Genomic DNA, 19000 nt, shown 5'->3' with positions numbered 1-19000 from the left:
GGGGTCAGCAGGTCGGCGGCGCCTCGAAGCGGATGGCGCCGCGCATCGTGCGCCGCGGGCCGCATCCGGGGACGGGCGGCGCGACCGCGACCGAGGGGGCCGGAAGGGCGCCCGCGGCGGGGACGGGCGCCTTGGAGGCGGCCACCGCATGGGCGCCGCCGAGCATCAGGAGCGCCACGATGAGGTGCAGGGGCCATGCGGGCGGACGCCACGCGCGGGACGGGGCCGGGCGCGCCGGTTCCGCTGCGGGGCCGGGGCGCGAGAGGCGGCGGCGCGCCTCGTCCCCGCCATGGGGCCGGATGCGCCGGGGTCGGATGGGGGCGGCTTCGGTCATAGGACCGTGCTGCCGGACCGGGGTGGCCGGCGCGGGGCCGGATCGGGGCGGGCCGGCGGCGCGGGGCGGACAGGCGCCTCACATCCGGAACACGCCGAAGCGCGTCTCCTCGACGGGGGCGTTGAGCGCCGCGCGCAGGCTGAGGGCCAAGACCTCCCGCGACCGGCGCGGGTCCACGATCCCGTCGTCCCAGAGCCGCGCGGAGGCGTAGAGCGGGTGGGACTGGCGCTCGAACTGGTCGATGGTGGGCCGCTTGAACGCGGCCTCGTCCTCGGCGGACCAAGATTCCCCTTTGCGTTCAAGGGCATCTCGGCGGACGGTGGCGAGCACACCGGCGGCCTGCGCGCCGCCCATGACGGAGATGCGCGAGTTGGGCCACGTCCACAGGAAGCGCGGGTCGTAGGCGCGGCCCGCCATGCCGTAGTTGCCCGCCCCGAAGGAGCCGCCGACCAGCATCGTGACCTTGGGCACCTCCGTGCAGGCCACCGCCGTCACCATCTTGGCGCCGTGGCGGGCGATCCCCTCGTTCTCGTACTTGCGGCCCACCATGAAGCCGGTGATGTTCTGCAGGAATATCAAAGGGATGCCCCGCTGCGAGCAGAGCTGGACGAAGTGCGCGCCCTTCTGGGCGGCCTCGCTGAACAGCACGCCGTTGTTGGCCACGATGCCCACGGGGATGCCGTCGAGATGGGCGAAGCCCGTGACCAACGTCTCGCCGAAGCGGGCCTTGAACTCGTCGAAGCGGGAGCCGTCGACGATCCGCGCGATGACCTCGCGGATGTCGTAGGGCCGCGTATGCTGCACCGGCACGATGTCGAGCAGTTCGTCGGGGTCGTAGGCCGGCAATTCGGGAGTCTCGTACGAAACGTACGGACCTCCGAGGTCGGTCTTCACGTTCCGTACGGCCTCCCGCGCCAGCGCCAGGGCGTGCGCGTCGTCCTCGGCGAGGTAGTCGGCCACCCCACTGAGCCGCGTGTGCACGTCGCCCCCGCCGAGATCCTCGGCGGACACGACCTCACCCGTCGCGGCCTTCACCAAGGGCGGCCCGGCGAGGAAGATCGTCCCCTGCTCCCGGACGATGATCGAGACGTCCGACATGGCGGGGACGTAGGCGCCGCCCGCCGTGCACGAGCCCATCACCACGGCGATCTGGGCGATGCCCTTCGCCGACATCCGCGCTTGGTTGAAGAAGATGCGCCCGAAGTGGTCGCGGTCGGGGAACACCTCGTCCTGGTTGGGCAGGTTCGCCCCGCCCGAGTCGACGAGGTAGACGCAGGGAAGGCGGCACGCCTCGGCGATCTCCTGCGCCCGCAGGTGCTTCTTGACCGTGACGGGATAGTAGGTGCCGCCCTTCACCGTCGCGTCGTTGCACACGACCATGACGTCGCGCCCGTGCACCCGGCCAACGCCCGCTATGGCGCCCCCGCCGGGCGCCGCGCCGTCGTACATCCCGTGCCCTGCAAAGAGCCCCACCTCAAGGAAGGGCGAGCCGGGGTCGAGCAGGTTCGCCACCCGCTCCCGCGGGAGCATCTTGCCGCGGGACACGTGGCGCTCCCGCGCCGCCTCGCCGCCCCCGGCGGCGGCCCATGCGGCGGCGTCCGCGATCTCGGCCAGCGCGGCCTCGTGGGCGGCGCGGTTGGCGCGGGCCTCGTCAGAGGCGGGGGACAGGGTGGAGGTAAGCTTCATCGGGCCATTCGGTTGATCGCGTCCCAGTGGTGGAGCGTGCGCTCGGCGGTCATCTCCAGATCGCACCCTGCATGAGCGTTCCCCGTTCCGCTACCACCAAGGAACGACGCTCCGACGTGATCGCAACGGGCGGCCTTGTAGGCGTGCCATGCGACTTCTTCTTGCCGCAGCGTGCGAACGGCCGCCGCTCCCGCAGGACCGCTGCCGTGGCGTTGCTCGAACAGGCCTAGGTGCCGGGCGAAGGCCGGGGTCAGCTGCTTCGTCCACCACTCACCCTCGCCCGCCAGACAATGGCCCCGGGTGGCCTGAGACGCATCACGCGCGCAGAGCTCGGCGCCAAGGCCCACGCAGCCCCGCGTGCCGCCCGCGTTGAGGCATGCGAGGATCGGCTGCGGCGTGAATCCGTCCGCGAGCACGGGGGTTGCGGAGGCGGCGAGGAGGACGAGAACGCGGAGAAGGGTCATCTGGTCGATCTAGCAGCCGGAGCGGGCGCCAACCACCGCGCACCCGCCTTCGCGGTCCGTCCCCCTTGTCACGGGTTTTCCGGTCCCGGCCCCTCGACGCCCGCCTCCGCGCGCCGGGGCGACGCCGCCCTTCCCCGGCCGGTCCGTCGAGGGGATCGCGGCGCCGCGGGCCGTCCGTGTGCGCCGCGCGCCCGCGACCGCAAAGGAGAACGCGCGGGGCATCCTCAGCTTGTCGTGCCCTCCCCACGCCGCCGCCTACTCCCGAAGCTCCGCCTTCACCTCCTTCAGCTCCCGGTCGAGGAAGAAGGAGATCAGCGAGCGGATCACCACCAGCAGCCCGAGGAACACGAGGTCGGCCATCGCGAGGCTCAGCGCCGTGTGGATGATGTCCGACACGATCAGCAGCTCCAGCCCGGCGAGGATGTAGCGGCCCAGCTCGACCCGCTCCATGTTGACGCCCTTCACGCGCCGCTCGGCGTCGCGGCTGACCTCGGCCCGCACGAAGCCCGCGACGAACCGGAGCCCCCCGAGCAGCAGGACGAGGCAGGCGAAGATGTCGATGCCGGCGGCGGCATACTCCATCCCGTGCACCAGCCAGTCGACCTGCCCGTGCAGCACGGAGTCCTCGCGCACGTAGTCGAGGAAGCGGATCGGCCCCTCGCCCTCGACCTCGGCGGCCATGACGTCCGGATCGGCCGCGTCCCCGTCGTGCTCCATGGAACCTCCTCGCGCTGGTCCGCCCGCGACCTAGCGCGCGGGCCGCGGCCTGCGAGGCGGCCTCAGCCCATCGCCGCCATCATCTCCCGGCCCACCAGCATCCGGCGGATCTCGGACGTGCCCGCCCCGATCTCCATCAGCTTGGCGTCGCGGAAGATGCGGGAGACGGGGCTGTCGGAGAGGAAGCCCGCGCCGCCCATCGCCTGCACCGCCTGGTGCGCCTGCTTCATCGCCTCCTCGGAGGAATAGAGCACGCAGGCGGCCGCGTCGGCCCGCGTCACCCGCCCCGCGTCGCAGGCCTTCGCCACCTCGTAGACGTAGGCGCGGGCCGAGTTCATCGCGGTGTACATGTCCGCGATCTTGCCCTGCATCAGCTGGAAGTCCCCGATCCGCTGCCCGAACTGCCTGCGCTCCGACATGTAGGGCATGACGTGGTCGAGGCAGGCGGCCATGATGCCGGTGCCGATGCCCGCGAGGACCACGCGCTCGTAGTCAAGGCCGGACATCAGGACGCGGACGCCGCGCCCCTCCTCGCCCAGCACGTTCTCGAACGGCACCTCGACGTCCTCGAACACCAGCTCGGCGGTGTTGGAGCCGCGCATCCCCAGCTTGTCGAAGTGCTTGGAGGTGGAGAAGCCCGCCATCGCCCGCTCGATCAGGAAGGCCGTGATCCCCTTGGACCCGGCATCCGGGTCCGTCTTGGCGTAGACCACCAGCACGTCCGCGTCCGGCCCGTTGGTGATCCAGTACTTCGTCCCGTTCAGCACGTAGCGGTCGTTGCGCTTCTCGGCCGACAGCCTCATCGACACCACGTCCGAGCCGGACCCCGCCTCGGACATGGCCAGCGCGCCGACATGCTCGCCCGAGATCAGCCCCGGCAGGTACTTGGCCTTCTGCTCCGCCGTCCCGTTCAGCGCGATCTGGTTCACGCAGAGGTTGGAGTGCGCCCCGTAGGACAGGCTGACGGAGGCCGAGGCGCGCGCGATCTCCTCGACCGCGATCACGTGGGCGAGGTAGCCCATCCCCGCGCCGCCATCCGCCTCGGGCACCGTGATGCCCAGCAGGCCCAACTCCCCCATCTCGGCCCACAGGTCGTGGGGGAAGGCGTTGTCGCGGTCCACGTCCGCCGCGATCGGCGCGACCCGCTCCTGCGCCCAGCGGTGCACCATCTCGCGCAGGGCGTTCACGTCCTCCCCCAGATCGAACGTCATCGTCGCGTTGAACATCGGCGTCACCTCCGCCTCCGGGGATAGGACGCCGCCGCCCGCATGGTCCAGCGTTGCCGCACGCCCGGTCCCACGGCATCGTGCCCCGGCATTCGAGTGGGACCCGCGATGATTCAGCCCGACCTCCTCCATCTGTCGTTCTACTACGGCCCGCCCTCGATGGTGCATCGCTTCATCCGGATGTGGTCCAACTCGCGGGTCAGCCACGTCGAGATCGTCCGCCCCGGCGACCGGCCCGGCGACGGGGCGCGGTGCGAGTGCATCGCGGCGACCATCGCCGAGGGGTTCGAGGTGCGGCGGCGCGAGGTGCGCTTCGAGCCGGGCCAATGGTTCCACGTCGCCGTGGAGTGGGTCGATCCCGAGGAGGCGTGGGCCCGCGCGCTGGCGGAGACCGACAAGGGCTACGACCTGCGCGGCCTGATCCTCAGCCACATGTTCAACGCCCGCCGCGAGACGCCGGGCAAGTGGTTCTGCTCGGAGCTCGCCGCCCATGCCGCCAAGCTCGGGTCTCCGCAGGACTACTCGCCCGGCCAGCTGCTCCTGCGGGTGCGGGAGCGCAACGCGGCGTGGCGGGCGGCCAAGGCGGGGCAGCGGTTCATGGGCGGACCGGCGGTGACCCCGTTCGGCACGGGCGAGATGCCCATGTCCTCGGCCCCGCCGCCCCCGGCCCCGCCCCGCCCGAGGCCCGCGCCGCCCCGGGCGCCCGCCCCCCCGCCCGAGGGCGGGGGCAGCCTCCTGTCGCGGCTGCGGGGGCGCGTGGGCGCGCCGCTGCCGCGGCCGGTGGACATCCTCGCCCACCGGCTCCCCCTGCCCGGCGCCATCGACGCGCCGCCCGAACTGCCCGTGGAGGCGACGCAGCCCATCGACGTGCCGGCCGATCCCGGCTCGGCGGAGAGCCTGTATCGCCGCCTCTCGGACGCCCCGCCGGGCGAGGGCGCCGCGTCCTGACCGTCAGGCCAGCGTGCGCGCCGCCTCCTCGCGCACGATCCGCCCGATCGCGGCGCAGTCGGCCGCGTCGAAGGTCAGCGGCACCCGCATGTCGAGCAGCCGCGCCAGCACCGCGTCCGTGCGCGGCAAATCCTGCGGCGCCACGTAGCCCCAGTGCCGGTGCGCCGAGGTGAAGCCCACCGCGCGGTCCCCGCCGAACCACTTCCACTCGACCCCCCGCGCCGCGCAGCCCGCGACGAAGCCGGGGACGCGGGCCGGGTCGTCCGCCAGCACTTGGATCGAGGAGCCGACGTAGCCCTCCGCCTGCGGGCGCGGCACGACGGCGAGGCCCGGCGCGTCGCGCAACCCGTCCTCCAGCAGCCGGTAGCGCAGGTTCCAGGCCTCGCGCCGCGCGGGCAGCGCCGCCACCTGCGGGCGCAGGATCGCCGCGCGCAGTTCGTCCATGCGGCCCGACACGTTGGGGACGACGTCGCGGTGGCGCTCGAACACGGACGCGTCGGGCGCCGCGCCGTGCCGCTCGTAGAGCATGTAGGATCCCGACAGCAGCACCATCTTCGCCGCGAGGTCCGCGTCGTCCGTGACCGCCAGCCCCCCCTCGCCCGCGTTCACGTGCTTGTAGGTCTGGGTCGAGTAGCAGCCCACCGCGCCCCACGTCCCCGAGGGCCGCCCGTCCCAGTCGGCCCCCATCGTGTGCGCGCAGTCCTCGACCACCGCGACGCCCGCGTCGTCGCACAGCCGCGTCAGCGCGGGCATGTCCGCGAGGTGGCCGCGCATGTGCGACAGCAGCAGCACCTTGGCCCGGTCGAGCTTCCCCGCGAGGTCGCGCAGGTCGATCACCAGCCGCCCGGTCGTCTCGACCAGCACGGGCCGCGCGCCCAGCGCGGCGATGGCGCCCGGCACGGGCGCCAAGGTCCAGCCGTTCGTCAGCACCGGGTCGCCCGGCCCCACCCCCAGCGCGGCCAGCGCGGCGCGCATGGCGTAGCCGCCGGACGCGACCGCGACGCAGTAGCGCGACCCAACCGAGGCCGCGAACTCCGACTCGAGGGCCGCGACCTGCGACGGGTCCGCCCCGTACCGGTGCAGGGCGCCCGAGCGCATCACCTCGACGGCGGCCGCGATGGCGTCGTCGGGGATCGGCTCCTGCCGGGTGAAGGACTTGTCGAACCGCTCCATCCGCCCATCAGGGCGCGGCGGCGCGCGACGTCAAGCGGCGCGTCGGGTCAGGGCGACCAGCGCCCAGACCGCCACGCCCAGCTTGGCCGCCACGATCGCGGTCCATCCCCACGAGAGGGCGAAGGGGACGAGGGTGGGCAGGTCGACCATGCCCCACAACGCGCGGGCGCGGGGATCGGACGCAGGCGATCCGCGCAACGCCGCCTGCCGCATGGGGGCGAGGGAGGGGCCGAAGGCGCCCCCCCCCCGGCGCGGGGTCAGGCCTTCTCCAGCCCGAACGCGTCGTGGAGCGCCTGCACCGCCAGCTCCATGAACTTCCGGTCGATCAGGACGCTGATCTTGATCTCGGAGGTGGTGATCACCTTGATGTTCACCCCGAAGTCCCGCAGCGCCGCGAACATCGTGGCCGCCACGCCCGCATGGGAGCGCATCCCGATGCCCACCACCGAGACCTTGGCCACCTCGGTGTCGGCCACGATCTCCGCGAACTCGAGGTCGCCCGAGCCCTTCGCCCCCTCCATCGCCTTGGTCGCCAGCGGGACCTGCGCGACGGGGACCGAGAAGGTCATGTCCGTGCGCCCGTCCTCGGCGATGTTCTGGACGATCATGTCGACCACGACGCCCGCCTGCGCCAAGGGGCCGAAGATCGCCGCCGACACGCCGGGCCGGTCCTGCACCCCGATCAGGGTCATCTGCGCCTCGTCGCGGCTGTAGGCCACGCCGCTCACCACGTTGCTCTCCACGATGTCCTCCTCGGGGCAGACCAGCGTCCCGGCGCCCTCGCCCATCTCCTCGAACGACGACAGGACGCGCAGCGTCACGTCGTAGCGCATCGCAAGCTCGACCGACCGCGTTTGGAGCACCTTGGCCCCCAGCGAGGCCAGCTCCAGCATCTCCTCGAAGGCGATGCGGTCGAGCTTGCGCGCCTTAGACGTGATCCGGGGGTCGGTCGTGTAGACCCCGTCCACGTCCGTGTAGATGTCGCAGCGCACCGCGTCGAACGCGGCGGCGAAGGCCACGGCGGTCGTGTCCGAGCCGCCGCGCCCCAGCGTCGTGATCCGGCCCTCGGGGCTGATCCCCTGGAAGCCCGCGACCACGGCCACGCGCATCCCGTCTGCGAACTTGGCGTCGAGGTTGGCGGTCGGGATCTCCTCGATCCGCGCCGAGCCGTGCGCCGACGTGGTCTTGAGCGGCACCTGCCAGCCCTGCCACGAGCGCGCGTCGATCCCGTTCTCCTGCAGCACCAAGGCCAGCAGCCCGGCGGTCACGTTCTCGCCCGACGAGACCACCGCGTCGTACTCGCGCGCGTCGTAGAAGCCCTGCCCGCCCGACGCCTCGTCGACCCAGCCCACCAGCTCGTTGGTCTTGCCCGACATGGCCGACACGACGACGATCACGTCGTGGCCCGCGCCCACCTCGCGGCCCACGCGCTTGGCGACCCGGCGGATGCGGTCGAGGTTGGCGACGGACGTGCCGCCGAACTTCATCACGAGACGGGTGCGCGCCATCGGCGGAGGCTCCGGGTGCGGGGCACGCCGGAGGGTCGGGCGCGCGGACGGGGCGCCTGTTAGGCGAGGGGCCGGGGGGGCGCAACCCGCCCTGCCCGGCGCTCCGGTCAGAACGCGATGTAGCCGGCCTCGGCCAAGGTCTCGACGATCTCGGCGTGGTTCTCGACGTTCGGCTCGCCCCGCTCGTCGAGGACGGTCAGCGTCGCGGCGACCGCGTCGACCCAGAAGTCGGCATAGTCGCTGCCGGGGTAGTTGCCGATGGCCGAGACCGCCGCATCGTAGATCTCCTGGACGTCGTAGAGGATGGACGCGGTCGAGTACCCCTCGATCAGCGGGATCAGCTCGGTGCTGTAGCTGGTGGGGTTGAGGTAGCTCGGCTGATAGGCGGCGAAGTTGTATCCGCCGTAGTCCGGCCCCGTCTCCTCCACGGGCGGGAGCGGCGCCTCCGGGAGGACGGTGGGGGCCGACGTCTCCTCGACCCGGACCGGGCGCGGCGGGATGGACGGGCCGTTCCCGTTCGGCGACGGGCCCATGTAGCTGTCGAACTGGGCGTCCGCGCGATCGGTCGGGGAGGTGCCGTTGCCGAACTGCGTCCACGCGACGACGGCGGTCCCGATCCCCGCGACGGCGACGGTCATCACCACCCAGTCGACGGTGACCGCCCCCGCCTCGCCCTTCAGGAACCCGAACATGACATCTCCTCGCTCACGCGCTTCGAGGAGCGGTCCTGCCCGCGCGGCGCGGCGCCGGTGTGCAGCGGATGTGGCGCCGGTGTGGTCGGCGCCGCGCATGGGGAAACAGGCCGTCCTCAGCCCGGCAACAGCCGCGCCGCCTCGCGCCGGGCGAAGGGGGCCATCGCGTCGCCATGCCGGTCGAGGAACGCGGCCACCCGCGCCGGATCCCGCCGCGACAGGTCGCGCAGCCACCATGCGACGGCCTTCTGGACGAACCAGCGGTCGTCGGAGACGCAGGTCGCCGCCCAGCCCAGCACCCTCTCGCGCGTGGCCCGCTCCGCCTCGGAGGGGTGGCGCCGCTTGGTCCACGGCAGGGTCGCCACCAGCGCCGCGCGCTTGGTCCAGAGATGCTCCGCCCCGACCCAGCCCTCCACCACGTCGAGCCGCGACGGCTCGGCCACCAGCCGCTTGGCGATGGCCCCGCAGACGGTGTCCGCGACGGCCCAGCCGTCGAAGTCGGGCACCCACGAGGCCAGCAGGGCCCACACCTCCGCGTCCTCGCGGATGCGGGCCTGCGCGAGGAGCTTGGGCGCGGCGATCCGAGCGTCGTGCGCCCCGTCGGCCCACAGCGCCCGGGCCACCGCGAGCCGCTCCTCCAGCGGCAGCGACCGCCGCCACGCCGTCGTCATCTCCGCCAGCGCGTCGCCCGGCACCCCCCAGGTCGGGCGCTCGGTCCTGTGGTAGGCCGCGTCCTTCGCGGCCTTCGCCGGGTCGCCCGCCGCGCGCAGGGCCGCGAGGGCCTCGTCGCCGGTCATCGCGGGCGGGCCGGCGCGCGGCTCACTCGACCGTCACCGACTTGGCGAGGTTGCGCGGCTGGTCCACGTCCGTCCCCTTGTGCACGGCCGTGTGGTAGGCGAGCAGCTGCGCGGGCAGGGCGTAGAGGATGGGCGCGACCATCGGGTCGCAGGCGGGCATGACCAGCGTGTCGCGCACCCCGTGCCCGCCCTGCTTGGCCCCCTGCGGGTCCGTCACGAGCAGCACCTGCCCCTCCCGCGCCATGACCTCCTGCATGTTGCTGACGGTCTTGTCGAAGAGCGGATCCATCGGGGCGAGCACGACCACGGGCAGGGTGCGGTCCACCAGCGCGATGGGGCCGTGCTTCAGCTCGCCCGCCGCGTAGGCTTCCGCGTGGATGTAGCTGATCTCCTTGAGCTTCAGCGCGCCCTCGTGGGCCATCGGGTACATCGGCCCGCGCCCGAGGAAGAGGATGTCCTCCGCCTCGGCCAGCCCCGCGGACAGGTCGCGGCAGCGGTCCTCCACCGCGAGCGCCTGGCTGATCAGCGCGGGCAGGCGGCGCAGCTCCGCCACGGCCTTCGCCTCGCCCGCCGCGTCCAGCACGCCGCGCTGCCGCCCCGCTTGGATCGCGAGGGCCAGCAGCACCGCCAGCTGGTTCACGAAGGCCTTGGTGGAGGCCACGCCCACCTCGACGCCCGCGAGGATCGGGAAGGCCACGTCGCACTCGCGCGCAATGGACGACTCGGGCACGTTCACCACCGAGAGCACCGCCTTCGCCGTGCCCTGCGCGTGGCGCATCGCAGCCAGCGTGTCCGCGGTCTCGCCCGACTGCGAGATCACCATCACCGCGCCCGCCGGGTCGATGACCGGATCGCGGTAGCGATACTCGCTGGCGATGTCGCACTCGACCGGGAGCCGGGCGATCTGCTCGAACCAGTACTTGGCGACCGTGCCCGCGATGTAGGCCGTCCCGCAGGCCACGAGGGCGAGGCGGGAGACGGAGGAGAAGTCGAACTCGGCGGGCGGCGCCACGCGGTCGTCGTCGAGATAGGCCGAGAGGCAGTCGGCAAGCGTCTGCGGCTGCTCGTGGATCTCCTTGGCCATGAAGTGCTTGTGGCCCGCCTTCTCGATCGCCCCCATGTCGAGCCGCACCTCCCGCGCCTCGCGATTGGCGCGGTTGCCGTGCACGTCCGTGATCGTCGCGCCCGCGCGGGTCACCACGGCGCGGTCGCCCTCCTCCAGGTAGGTGATCCGCGTCGTCAGCGGCGCGAGCGCGATGGCGTCGGAGCCCACGAACATCTCCCCGTCCCCGTGCCCGATCGCCAAGGGCGAGCCTTGGCGGGCCGCGACGATGAGGTCGTCCTGCCCCTCGAACAGGAAGCACAGCGCGTAGGCCCCCTCCAGCCGGTCGATGGTGGCGAAGGCCGCGTCGACCGGGGCCATCCCCTCGTCGAGATGCTTGGCGCAGAGGCGCACGATCGTCTCGGTGTCGGTCTCGGTCCGCCACTCGCCGCCCAGCTCCTCGCGCAGCTCGCGGAAGTTCTCGATGATCCCGTTGTGGACGACCGCCACGGGCCCCGCGCGGTGCGGGTGCGCGTTGGCGGTGGTCGGCGCGCCGTGGGTGGCCCAGCGGGTGTGGCCGATCCCCGCGAACCCCTCGAGCGGCTCGGTCACGAGCAGGTCGGACAGGTTCACGAGCTTGCCGACCGCGCGGCGCCGGTCCAGCCGCCCGCCCTTGACCGTGGCGATGCCCGCCGAGTCGTAGCCGCGGTATTCGAGGCGCTTGAGCGCGTCGACCATGATCGGGGCCGCTTGGTGGTTCCCCAGAATGCCGATGATGCCGCACATCAGTTCGTCCTCCGCGCCTTGGCCGCGCGCAGCTTGGCCATCAGCCGCCGCGCCAGCCCGTCCTTGTTCTGCTGCTTGGCCCGCGCCACCGCGAGCGCGCCGTCGGGCACGTCCTCCGTGACGACCGATCCCGACGCGGTCAGCGCCTCGGCCCCCACCCGCACGGGCGCCACGAGCATGGTGTTCGACCCCACGAAGGCGTCCGCCCCGATGGTCGTGCGGTGCTTGAACACCCCGTCGTAGTTGCAGGTGATCGTCCCGGCCCCGAGGTTGGCGCGCGCGCCCACCTCGGCGTCGCCCACGTAGGAGAGGTGGTTCACCTTCGCCCCCTCGTGGACCTGCGCGTTCTTGATCTCGACGAAGTTACCGACCTTCACCGCGCGGTCCAGCTCCGCCCCCGGCCGCAGCCGCGCGTAGGGGCCGACGACGCAGCCGTCGGAGACGTGGCAGCCCTCCAGGTGGGAGAAGGCACGGATCACCGCCCCGCTCTCGACCGTCACGCCGGGGCCGAAGACCACGTTCGGCTCCAGCGTCACGTCGCGACCCAGCACCGTGTCGTGGGCGAGGTGGACCGTGGAAGGGTCGTGCATCGTCACGCCGTCCGCCAGCGCCTGCGCGCGCGCGCGGCCCTGCCACGCGGCCTCGGCGCCGGCCAGCTCGGCGCGGGTGTTGATCCCCAGCGTCTCCGCCTCGTCGCAGGTGACGACGTGGCTCGACAGCCCCTCGGCGGCGGCCAGCGCGGGCACGTCGGTCAGGTAGAACTCGCCGCCCGCGTTGTCGTCGGACACCTTCCCGATCAGGCGGAACAGGGTGGCGGCGTCGCCCATCATCACGCCCGAGTTGCACAGGGTGATCGCCCGCTCCGCCTCCGTGGCGTCCTTGAACTCCACGATCCGCTCCAGCCGGTCGCCGTCCACCACCAGCCGTCCGTAGCGACCCGGATCGGCGGCCTCGAAGCCCAGCACCACGATCCCCGCGCCCGTCTCGCGCGCCTCGCGCATCCGCGCGAGGGTGGCGGGCGTGATGAAGGGCGTGTCGCCGTAGAGGACGACCACGTCGCCCCCCGCGCCCTCCAGCGCGTCCCGCGCCTGCGCCACCGCGTGCGCGGTGCCCTTCTGCTCGGCCTGGCGCGCGATGCGGACGTCCTCGCCCCAGAGGCGGGCCGACCGCTCCACGCGGTCGCCGCCATGGCCCACCACCACGACGATCCGCGCGGGCTCCAAGGTCGCGCCCGCGTTCAGCGCATGGTGCAGGAGCGGCGCATGGGCCACCTCGTGGAGCACCTTCGGCCGGTCGGACTGCATCCGGCTCCCCTGCCCTGCGGCCAGAACGACGAGGGAGACGGTGGGCATGGACGGCACTCCGGGCTAGGTCGCGCCCTACCTACACCGGGGGGACTCCCCCGCAAGACCGCCCCGTGGCGGTCTCTTGCCGGAGGCGCGCCCGAGTTGAAACGAACCGTCATCTTCGACCTCGACGGCACGCTCGCCGACACCTCCGCCGACCTGATCCGCGCCGCGAACGTCGCGCTGGCGGGGCTGGGCACGACCGGGCGGCTGGACCACGGCGTGCCGGAGGACCGGGCGACGGCGCTCAAGGGCGGGCGGGCGATGCTGCGGCTCGGGCTGTCGAAGGCGGGCGCGGTGGACGAGGCGGTGGTGGACCGCGGCTACCGCCCGCTCCTCGACGCCTACGACCGGGACGTGGCCTCAGAGACGCGGTTCTACCCCGGCGCGCTGGACGCGGTGGAGCGGCTGCTGGGCCGGGGCGACCGGGTGGGCATCTGCACCAACAAGCCCGAGGGGCTGGCCGAGAAGCTGCTGGCCGCGCTCGGCGTGCGCGACCGGTTCCATTCGCTCGTCGGCGCCGACACGCTGCCCGTCCGCAAGCCCGACCCGCTGCACTACACCGAGACGGTGGCGCGCGCGGGCGGCGACGTGGGCCGCTCGGTGCTGATCGGGGACACCAAGACCGACCGCGACACGGCGACGGCGGTCGGCGTGCCCTGCGTGCTGGTGACCTTCGCGGGGCACGACCTGTCGGGGCTGGCGGCGGAGGCGATGCTAGACGACTACGCCGATCTGGAGCAGGTGGTGGACGGGCTGCTCGGGTAGCGCATCGACGGGCCGTGGCGCGGCGACGCGACTTCGCCACGAGGCGCTTTATCCCTCACCCCCGCACGACGCCTCCGCGTCGCGGAACCTGAGACCAATCGCCGTGCCTTGGGGACGGCCCGGCGATGCGCGGGCCGCTGCGCGGCTGTTAACCGCGCAGGCGCGCCGCTCCGTGGTCGTTCGTCAGATCAGCAGCACGAGCATGACGATGGCCATCCCCATCATCATCAGGTTCTCGGTCAGCGACACGAAGCCCAGCGGCACGTTGGAGTTGCCGCCCACGCAGGCGCATTTCAGTTCGCGCTTGTCGAGGTAGACGGCCTTGAACACGCTCCACGCGCCCACCGTCGAGATGAACAGCGCCACCGGCGCCGAGAGCCACGTCGCGATCATACCCGTCATCAAGATGCCCGCCCCCGTCTCGGCGAAGGGATAGATGTAGGCGTAGGGCACCCAGCGCCGCGCCAGCACGTCGTAGTTGAGGAACATCGTCGAGAACCCCTCCACGTCGCGCAGCTTCTGCATCCCCAGCAGGATCATGGAGACGGAGATGAACCAGCCCAGCGTCTGCCACGTGATCGCGCCGAGGACCCCCACCGACAGCGCCAGCGCCGTGAGCGCGGCGACCGCGAAGAGGTAGAGTACAGGGCGGTAGGTCGTGGCCTTCGGATCCCAGTCGGTCAGCCGCGCGCGCAGGTCGGTGTAGCCGCCGACCCGCTCCCCCTCGATCCACGCCTGCGGGGTGGTGGCCACGCCGTGCTCGGCCTTGAAGGCGTCCACCTCGGCCCGCGTGCGGAACAGGCGGTCGTCGACGGCGTAGCCCTTCCGCTCCAAGAGGAACTTGGCCTTCTGCCCGGAGGGGCACAGGTGGTCGGGCAGCGCCATGCGGTAGAGCACGGCGGTCCGGCCGGACGCGGCCTCGGCGGGGGTGACGGTGTCCTTGGGCATGGCAATCTCCTGTTCCGCACCATATACCCCTATAGGGTATCCGTTCAAGCCGGGGAGGCCGGGCATGAGGACGAACAAGGACGCCGCGCTCAAGCGGCTCGGCCGTCTCGAGGGGCAGGTCCGCGGCATCGCCCGCATGGTCGAGGAGGACCGCTACTGCGTCGACGTCCTGACGCAGGTCGCCGCCGTGCGCGCCGCGCTGAAGGGCGTCGAGAAGCTGGTGATCGAGGACCACGCCGCCCATTGCATCGAGGCGACGCTCGCCTCGGGGGACCGCGAGGACCAGCGGGCGAAGTTCACGGAGCTGCTGGCGCTCTTGGACAAGGCGCGGGGCTGACCGCGCCCTAGACCGTGTCGAGATACAGCTCCGTCACCTCGCGCGGGCTCAGCTCGGCCACCCAGTGCAGTTCCTGCCGCTTGGTCAGGACCATGTTCCGCACCAGCTCCTCCGGGAACAGGCGCGGCGTCCACGGGTCCGCCTCGAACCGGTCGATCGCCCCCGCCCAGTCCGACGGCCCGCGCGGCAGGTCCAGCGCGTAGGCGTTGCCCGCGACCGCGTCGGGCGGCGCCACCCCGTCCTCCATCCCCGCCAAGGCCGCCCCGAGGATCGCGGCCAGCAGCAGGTAGGGGTTCACGTCGCCCCCCGCGATGCGGTGCTCGATCCGCCGCGCGGCGCCCGGCCCCGCGGGGATGCGCACGGCGGTCGTCCGGTTCTCGTAGCCCCATGCCAGCCCCGTGGGGCAATGCGAGTCCGGCACCATGCGGTCGAAGCTGTTGGCGTGCGGCGCGCAGATCAGCGTCATGGCCGGCCCGGCCGCCAGCAGGCCCGCCACCGCGTGCCGCATCGCGTCCGAGCCCCCGGGCGTGCCGTCGTCGAACACGTTGCGCCCCTCGGCATCCAGCACCGAGAAGTGGACGTGCATCCCGTTGCCCGGCTGGTCGTCGTAGGGCTTGGCCATGAAGGAGGCGGCGAACCCGCGCGAGCGCGCGAGCCCCCGCGTCGCCATCTTGAACAGCCACGCGTCGTCGGCCGCCTTCAGCGCGTCGGGCTGGTGGGCGATGTCGATCTCGAACTGGCCCAGCCCCGCCTCGGAGATGGCGGCCTGCGCGGGCACGTCCATCGCCTCGCAGGCGTCGTAGAGCTGGGTGAAGAACTGGTCGAAGGCGTCCAGCTGGCGCAGGCCCAGCGTCTCCGCCCCCGGGCGCCGCTTGCCCGACCGCTCGGACGGCGGGGGGCGCAGGCGGGCGGTGGCGTCGTCGATCAGGTAGAACTCCATCTCGGTCGCCACCACGGGCGTCAGCCCCTTCGCCGCATAGCGGTCCAGCACGGCGCGCAGCGCGTGGCGCGGATCGCCGGCGTAGGGCGCGCCGTCCCCATCCTCGGAATCGTGGAACATCCACAGCGGCAAGAGCGCCGTCGGCGTGTCCAGCCACGGGACGGGGACGTAGCCGCGCTCGGTCGGATGCAGGCTGCCGTCCCGGTCGCCGCTGTCGAACACCAAGGGCGAGTCGTCGATGTCCTCCCCCCAGATGTCGAGGTTGAGCACCGAGAAGGGGAACTTCGTCCCCGTCTCCTCCAGCCCCCGCGCGAAGCGGCGGGGGTAGCGCTTGCCCCGCGCCTGCCCGTTCAGGTCGCAGGCGACGGCGCGCACGGAGTGGATGTCGGGATGGGCGTCGAGCCAGTCGCTCATGGGGTCCTCGCAGGGTCGCTCCGGTATGCGCCGGGCCCGCCCTCCGCGCCAGCGCCCTCCCTCATCTTGCCGCTGATATTCCGGGGCAGACCGCGGGGCGGCGGGGGCGGAGCCGCTCAGCGGATCAGCTGGAACCGCGGGCGCCGGGGGCGCGGCGCGTCGCCGGGCAGGTGCCGGTTCAGCCGCCGCCCCGCCCAGCCGAAGGCTGCGATGATCCCCAGCGTCAGCACGATGAAGTAGGCCGCGAGGATCGGGTAGGGCAGGAACGGGTTGAAGGTCTTGTCCGCGAAGTAGCTCGCGTAATAGAGCGCGTCGCCCTGCTGGCGGCTGGCCGGGAAGCCGGTGAAGAACACCAGCGTCGTGGCGTGGAACAGGAAGATCGCCTCGTTGGTGTAGGCGGGCCACGCCAGCCGCAGCATCGTCGGGAAGGTGATCCGCCGGAACTTCCGCCACCCGGTCAGCCCGTAGGCGTCCGCCGCCTCCAGATCGCCGCGCGGCACCTGCCGCAGCGCCCCGTGGAAGATCTCGCCCGCGTAGGCCGACGTGTTGAGGAACAGCGTGATCGCCGCCCCGTAGACCGCCGACGAGAGCGGCGAGAACCCGGCCCACACGTCCTTGAGCGACAGGAACAGGAAGTAGGCGAAGAAGAACTGGATGAAGAGCGGGGAGCCGCGGAAGAGGTAGACGAACCATTCGGCGGGCACGCGCGCCCACGCGTGGGGCGAGGCCTTGCCGACCGCCACCGTCACCGACAGGAGGAACCCGAAGGCCAGCGCGACGAGGCCGAAATAGACGTTCCAGATCAGGCCCGATCCGATCAGCACCACATGCTCGCAGACGGTGAAGCCCTCGCGCGGGAGCAGCCGCTCGCCGATGCCCACGGACCGCAGCGCGTAGGCCTGCACCGTCTCCCAGCAGCTCACGTCGTGCCCCCCGCCGTCGCCTGCCCGCGCGCGAACCGGGCCACGAGCCGCGCGAGCACCCGTTCCGACACGCTCGTCATGGCGAGGTAGAAGACCAGCAGGGCGGCGAAGTACCACATCCGCCAGTCGGGATGCGGGTAGTCCGAGAAGCGCGGCGTCTTGGCCGCCCCCAGCTCCCGCGCCCAGTAGACGATGTCCTCGACGCCCAGCAGGAACAGCAGCGGCGTCGCCTTGATGAGGATCATCCAGAGGTTCCCCAGCCCCGGCAGCGCGTAGCTCCACATCTGGCGGAAGGTGATGCGCCGGAACGCCTGCCGGGGGGTCATGCCGTAGGCCAGCGCCGTCTCGACCTGCCCGCGCGGCACCGCCTTCATCGCGCCCAGCAGGACGTTGGCCGCGAAGGCCCCGAACACCAGCGCGAAGGTGAAGACGGCGAGCGAGAAGCCGTAGGCCTCGTGCACCCACTGGGGCGAGGTGCCCAGCGGCACCTTCGCCTGCGGGCAGACGAGGAAGTTCGCCCCCTGCCGGATCGGCTCGGACCAGTCCGGGCAGACGGCCTGGTGCTTGATCCACTCGATGCCCTGGTCCAGCGCGATGACGAAGAAGAGGAACAACGCGATGTCCGGCACGCCACGGACGAGGGCCACGTAGCCCTGCCCCAGCCAGCGCAGCGGCGCGAACCCCGCGCGCGTGGCCATCGCCCCGGCGAGCCCGAAGAGCAGCGCGAGCGGCGCCGTCACAGCGAGCAGCAGCAGCACGGTGCCGAACGCCCCGTAGAAGGCGAAGTGCTTGCCGGTCGTCAGGTAGCAGGCCAGCCACGCGAGGCCGTCGAGGGCCTCGGGGTCGGCGCAGGATTCGAACATGCGGGCGGCTCCGGGGTCGTGCTACCGCGTATCAAGCCGGAATCGGGGCGGAGGGCAAACGGATGCGCGTGGCGGTGATCGGCGCCGGGATCGTGGGCGCTGCCTGCGCGTGGCACCTCGCGCGGCGCGGGGCCGACGTCGTGGTGGTCGACGACGGCGGGGCGGCGGCCAGCGGGGCGTCCTTCGCATGGATCAACGCGGCATGGGGCAACCGCGAGGACTACGCCCACCTCCGCATGGCCGGCATGGAGGGATGGCATGCCCTCGCCCCGGCCTTGGGCGACGCCGCCGCGCGCCGCACCGGCAGCCTGTCGTGGGACTTGCCGGACGACGCATTGGCGGAGGCCGCGCGCGTCCAGCCGGGCTGGGGCTACGACGTCCGGCTCGTGTCGCGCGCCGAGGCCCGCGCCCGCGAGCCCCTGCTCCGCGACCCGCCGCCCCATGCCCTGCTCGCCCCCGCCGAGGGAAGCGTCGAGCCGGAGGCGGCCGCCGCCGCGCTGCTGGGCGGGATCGAGCGGGTGCGGGGCCGCGCCGTCGCGGTGGAGCGCGGCGTGCGCCTCGACCGCGGGCACGTCGCCGCCGATCACGTCGTCCTAGCCTGCGGCGCGGGCGTCCCCGCCTTGGCCGCGACCGCGGGGGTCGACCTGCCGTGGAGCGCGCCGTCGGGCCTGATCGCCAGGACCCGCCCGGTCGCCGCCCGCCTCTCGGGGCTCGTGATCGCGCCCGACTGCCACGTCCGCCAGCGGCCCGACGGGGCGCTGCTGATCGGCTCCGACTTCGGCGGCTCCGATCCCGGCGCGGACCCGGCGGCGGTGGCGGGCGACCTCGTGGACCGGGCGCGCCGCCTGCTGGCGGTGGAGGCGGCGCTGGACGGCTGGACCGTCGGTCGACGCCCCACGCCGGGCGACGGGCACGCCGTGGTCGGACCGCTGGCCGAGGACGTCTCGGTCGCGTTCACCCATTCCGGCGTCACCCTCGCGCCCGCGCTGGGGCGCATGGTGGCGGCGTGGGCGGTGGACGGGCGGCTGGACCCGGTCGCCGTGCCGTTCGGCGCGGCCCGGTTCGCCGCCGCCTGACCCCGGAACGAC

Annotated in this window: 19 protein-coding genes; 4 read left to right on the top strand and 15 right to left on the bottom strand. The window is 72.8% G+C overall.

What is annotated here, in order from left to right:
* Positions 1-4: 4 nt before the first annotated feature.
* The 5 genes from JQC91_RS07385 to JQC91_RS07365 all read right to left on the bottom strand — a co-directional run bounded on the left by JQC91_RS07385 (position 5) and on the right by JQC91_RS07365 (position 4427).
* Entirely contained in the window at positions 5-178 is a 174-nt protein-coding gene (locus JQC91_RS07385; RefSeq protein WP_203286158.1) for a hypothetical protein, read from the bottom strand.
* Between the two features lie 234 nt (positions 179-412).
* Positions 413-2020, bottom strand: coding sequence for a carboxyl transferase domain-containing protein (locus JQC91_RS07380; RefSeq protein WP_203286157.1), 1608 nt, complete (start codon positions 2018-2020; stop codon positions 413-415).
* Positions 2017-2484 (bottom strand): lysozyme inhibitor LprI family protein, encoded by a 468-nt coding sequence (locus tag JQC91_RS07375; protein WP_203286156.1) that lies wholly within the window; start codon positions 2482-2484, stop codon positions 2017-2019. The genes JQC91_RS07380 and JQC91_RS07375 overlap by 4 nt, the downstream gene beginning before the upstream one ends.
* A 255-nt stretch (positions 2485-2739) precedes the next feature.
* Positions 2740-3201, bottom strand: coding sequence for a DUF1622 domain-containing protein (locus tag JQC91_RS07370; protein WP_238941366.1), 462 nt, complete (start codon positions 3199-3201; stop codon positions 2740-2742).
* A gap of 62 nt (positions 3202-3263) precedes the next feature.
* Positions 3264-4427: an isovaleryl-CoA dehydrogenase gene (locus JQC91_RS07365; protein WP_203286469.1), complete on the bottom strand. Its 1164-nt coding sequence runs from the start codon at positions 4425-4427 to the stop codon at positions 3264-3266.
* A gap of 108 nt (positions 4428-4535) precedes the next feature.
* Here JQC91_RS07365 and JQC91_RS07360 point away from each other — a divergent pair, with 108 nt between their 5' ends.
* On the top strand, positions 4536-5375 hold the full coding sequence (locus JQC91_RS07360; RefSeq protein ID WP_203286155.1) for a hypothetical protein: 840 nt from the start codon (positions 4536-4538) through the stop codon (positions 5373-5375).
* 3 nt (positions 5376-5378) lie between these two features.
* Here the strand turns inward: JQC91_RS07360 and JQC91_RS07355 are convergent, their stop codons facing one another.
* The 6 genes from JQC91_RS07355 to glmU form a co-directional block, all read right to left on the bottom strand.
* Positions 5379-6548, bottom strand: a complete 1170-nt coding sequence (locus tag JQC91_RS07355; protein ID WP_203286154.1) for a DegT/DnrJ/EryC1/StrS family aminotransferase — start codon at positions 6546-6548, stop codon at positions 5379-5381.
* A gap of 257 nt (positions 6549-6805) precedes the next feature.
* Positions 6806-8056, bottom strand: a complete 1251-nt coding sequence (locus JQC91_RS07350) for an aspartate kinase (RefSeq protein WP_203286153.1) — start codon at positions 8054-8056, stop codon at positions 6806-6808.
* A gap of 107 nt (positions 8057-8163) precedes the next feature.
* Positions 8164-8748 (bottom strand): hypothetical protein, encoded by a 585-nt coding sequence (locus JQC91_RS07345; protein WP_203286152.1) that lies wholly within the window; start codon positions 8746-8748, stop codon positions 8164-8166.
* A 116-nt stretch (positions 8749-8864) separates the two neighbouring features.
* Positions 8865-9545 (bottom strand): DNA alkylation repair protein, encoded by a 681-nt coding sequence (locus JQC91_RS07340; protein ID WP_203286151.1) that lies wholly within the window; start codon positions 9543-9545, stop codon positions 8865-8867.
* 22 nt (positions 9546-9567) lie between these two features.
* Positions 9568-11373, bottom strand: a complete 1806-nt coding sequence (gene glmS / locus JQC91_RS07335; protein ID WP_203286150.1) for a glutamine--fructose-6-phosphate transaminase (isomerizing) — start codon at positions 11371-11373, stop codon at positions 9568-9570.
* A complete protein-coding gene (gene glmU, locus JQC91_RS07330) occupies positions 11373-12725 on the bottom strand; it encodes a bifunctional UDP-N-acetylglucosamine diphosphorylase/glucosamine-1-phosphate N-acetyltransferase GlmU (RefSeq protein WP_203286149.1) in 1353 nt (450 codons plus the stop codon). Before glmU ends, glmS begins: the two co-directional genes overlap by 1 nt.
* A 96-nt stretch (positions 12726-12821) precedes the next feature.
* On the opposite strand from glmU, the gene JQC91_RS07325 reads away from it, so the two are divergent.
* Positions 12822-13487: an HAD family hydrolase gene (locus tag JQC91_RS07325; RefSeq protein WP_238941365.1), complete on the top strand. Its 666-nt coding sequence runs from the start codon at positions 12822-12824 to the stop codon at positions 13485-13487.
* 183 nt (positions 13488-13670) lie between these two features.
* Here JQC91_RS07325 and JQC91_RS07320 read toward each other — a convergent pair whose 3' ends face one another.
* Positions 13671-14435, bottom strand: coding sequence for a MauE/DoxX family redox-associated membrane protein (locus JQC91_RS07320; protein WP_203286147.1), 765 nt, complete (start codon positions 14433-14435; stop codon positions 13671-13673).
* Positions 14436-14499: 64 nt separating this feature from the next.
* On the opposite strand from JQC91_RS07320, the gene JQC91_RS07315 reads away from it, so the two are divergent.
* Positions 14500-14772 carry a metal-sensitive transcriptional regulator gene (locus tag JQC91_RS07315; RefSeq protein ID WP_203286146.1) on the top strand — a complete coding sequence of 91 codons (273 nt, stop codon included), beginning with the start codon at positions 14500-14502 and terminating at the stop codon, positions 14770-14772.
* Positions 14773-14779: 7 nt separating this feature from the next.
* Here the strand turns inward: JQC91_RS07315 and JQC91_RS07310 are convergent, their stop codons facing one another.
* From JQC91_RS07310 to JQC91_RS07300, 3 genes are all read right to left on the bottom strand, one after another.
* Positions 14780-16126, bottom strand: coding sequence for a glutamine synthetase family protein (locus JQC91_RS07310; protein WP_203286145.1), 1347 nt, complete (start codon positions 16124-16126; stop codon positions 14780-14782).
* Positions 16127-16242: 116 nt separating this feature from the next.
* Positions 16243-17049 carry an ABC transporter permease subunit gene (locus JQC91_RS07305; RefSeq protein WP_203286144.1) on the bottom strand — a complete coding sequence of 269 codons (807 nt, stop codon included), beginning with the start codon at positions 17047-17049 and terminating at the stop codon, positions 16243-16245.
* The gene (locus JQC91_RS07300; RefSeq protein ID WP_203286143.1) at positions 17046-17912 is read right to left on the bottom strand and encodes an ABC transporter permease subunit; all 867 of its coding nucleotides are present in this window, start codon (positions 17910-17912) and stop codon (positions 17046-17048) included. The genes JQC91_RS07305 and JQC91_RS07300 overlap by 4 nt, the downstream gene beginning before the upstream one ends.
* 62 nt (positions 17913-17974) lie before the next feature.
* On the opposite strand from JQC91_RS07300, the gene JQC91_RS07295 reads away from it, so the two are divergent.
* Complete coding sequence (locus JQC91_RS07295) at positions 17975-18988, top strand: FAD-dependent oxidoreductase (RefSeq protein ID WP_203286142.1); 1014 nt, start codon at positions 17975-17977, stop codon at positions 18986-18988.
* Positions 18989-19000 lie beyond the last annotated feature (12 nt).

The sequence above is a fragment of the Jannaschia sp. Os4 genome (assembly GCF_016820245.1).
In the GTDB taxonomy this organism is placed as follows: domain Bacteria; phylum Pseudomonadota; class Alphaproteobacteria; order Rhodobacterales; family Rhodobacteraceae; genus Jannaschia.
The sequence above is the reverse complement of the archived record's forward strand: the minus strand, read 5'-3'. Positions and strand labels throughout refer to the sequence as shown.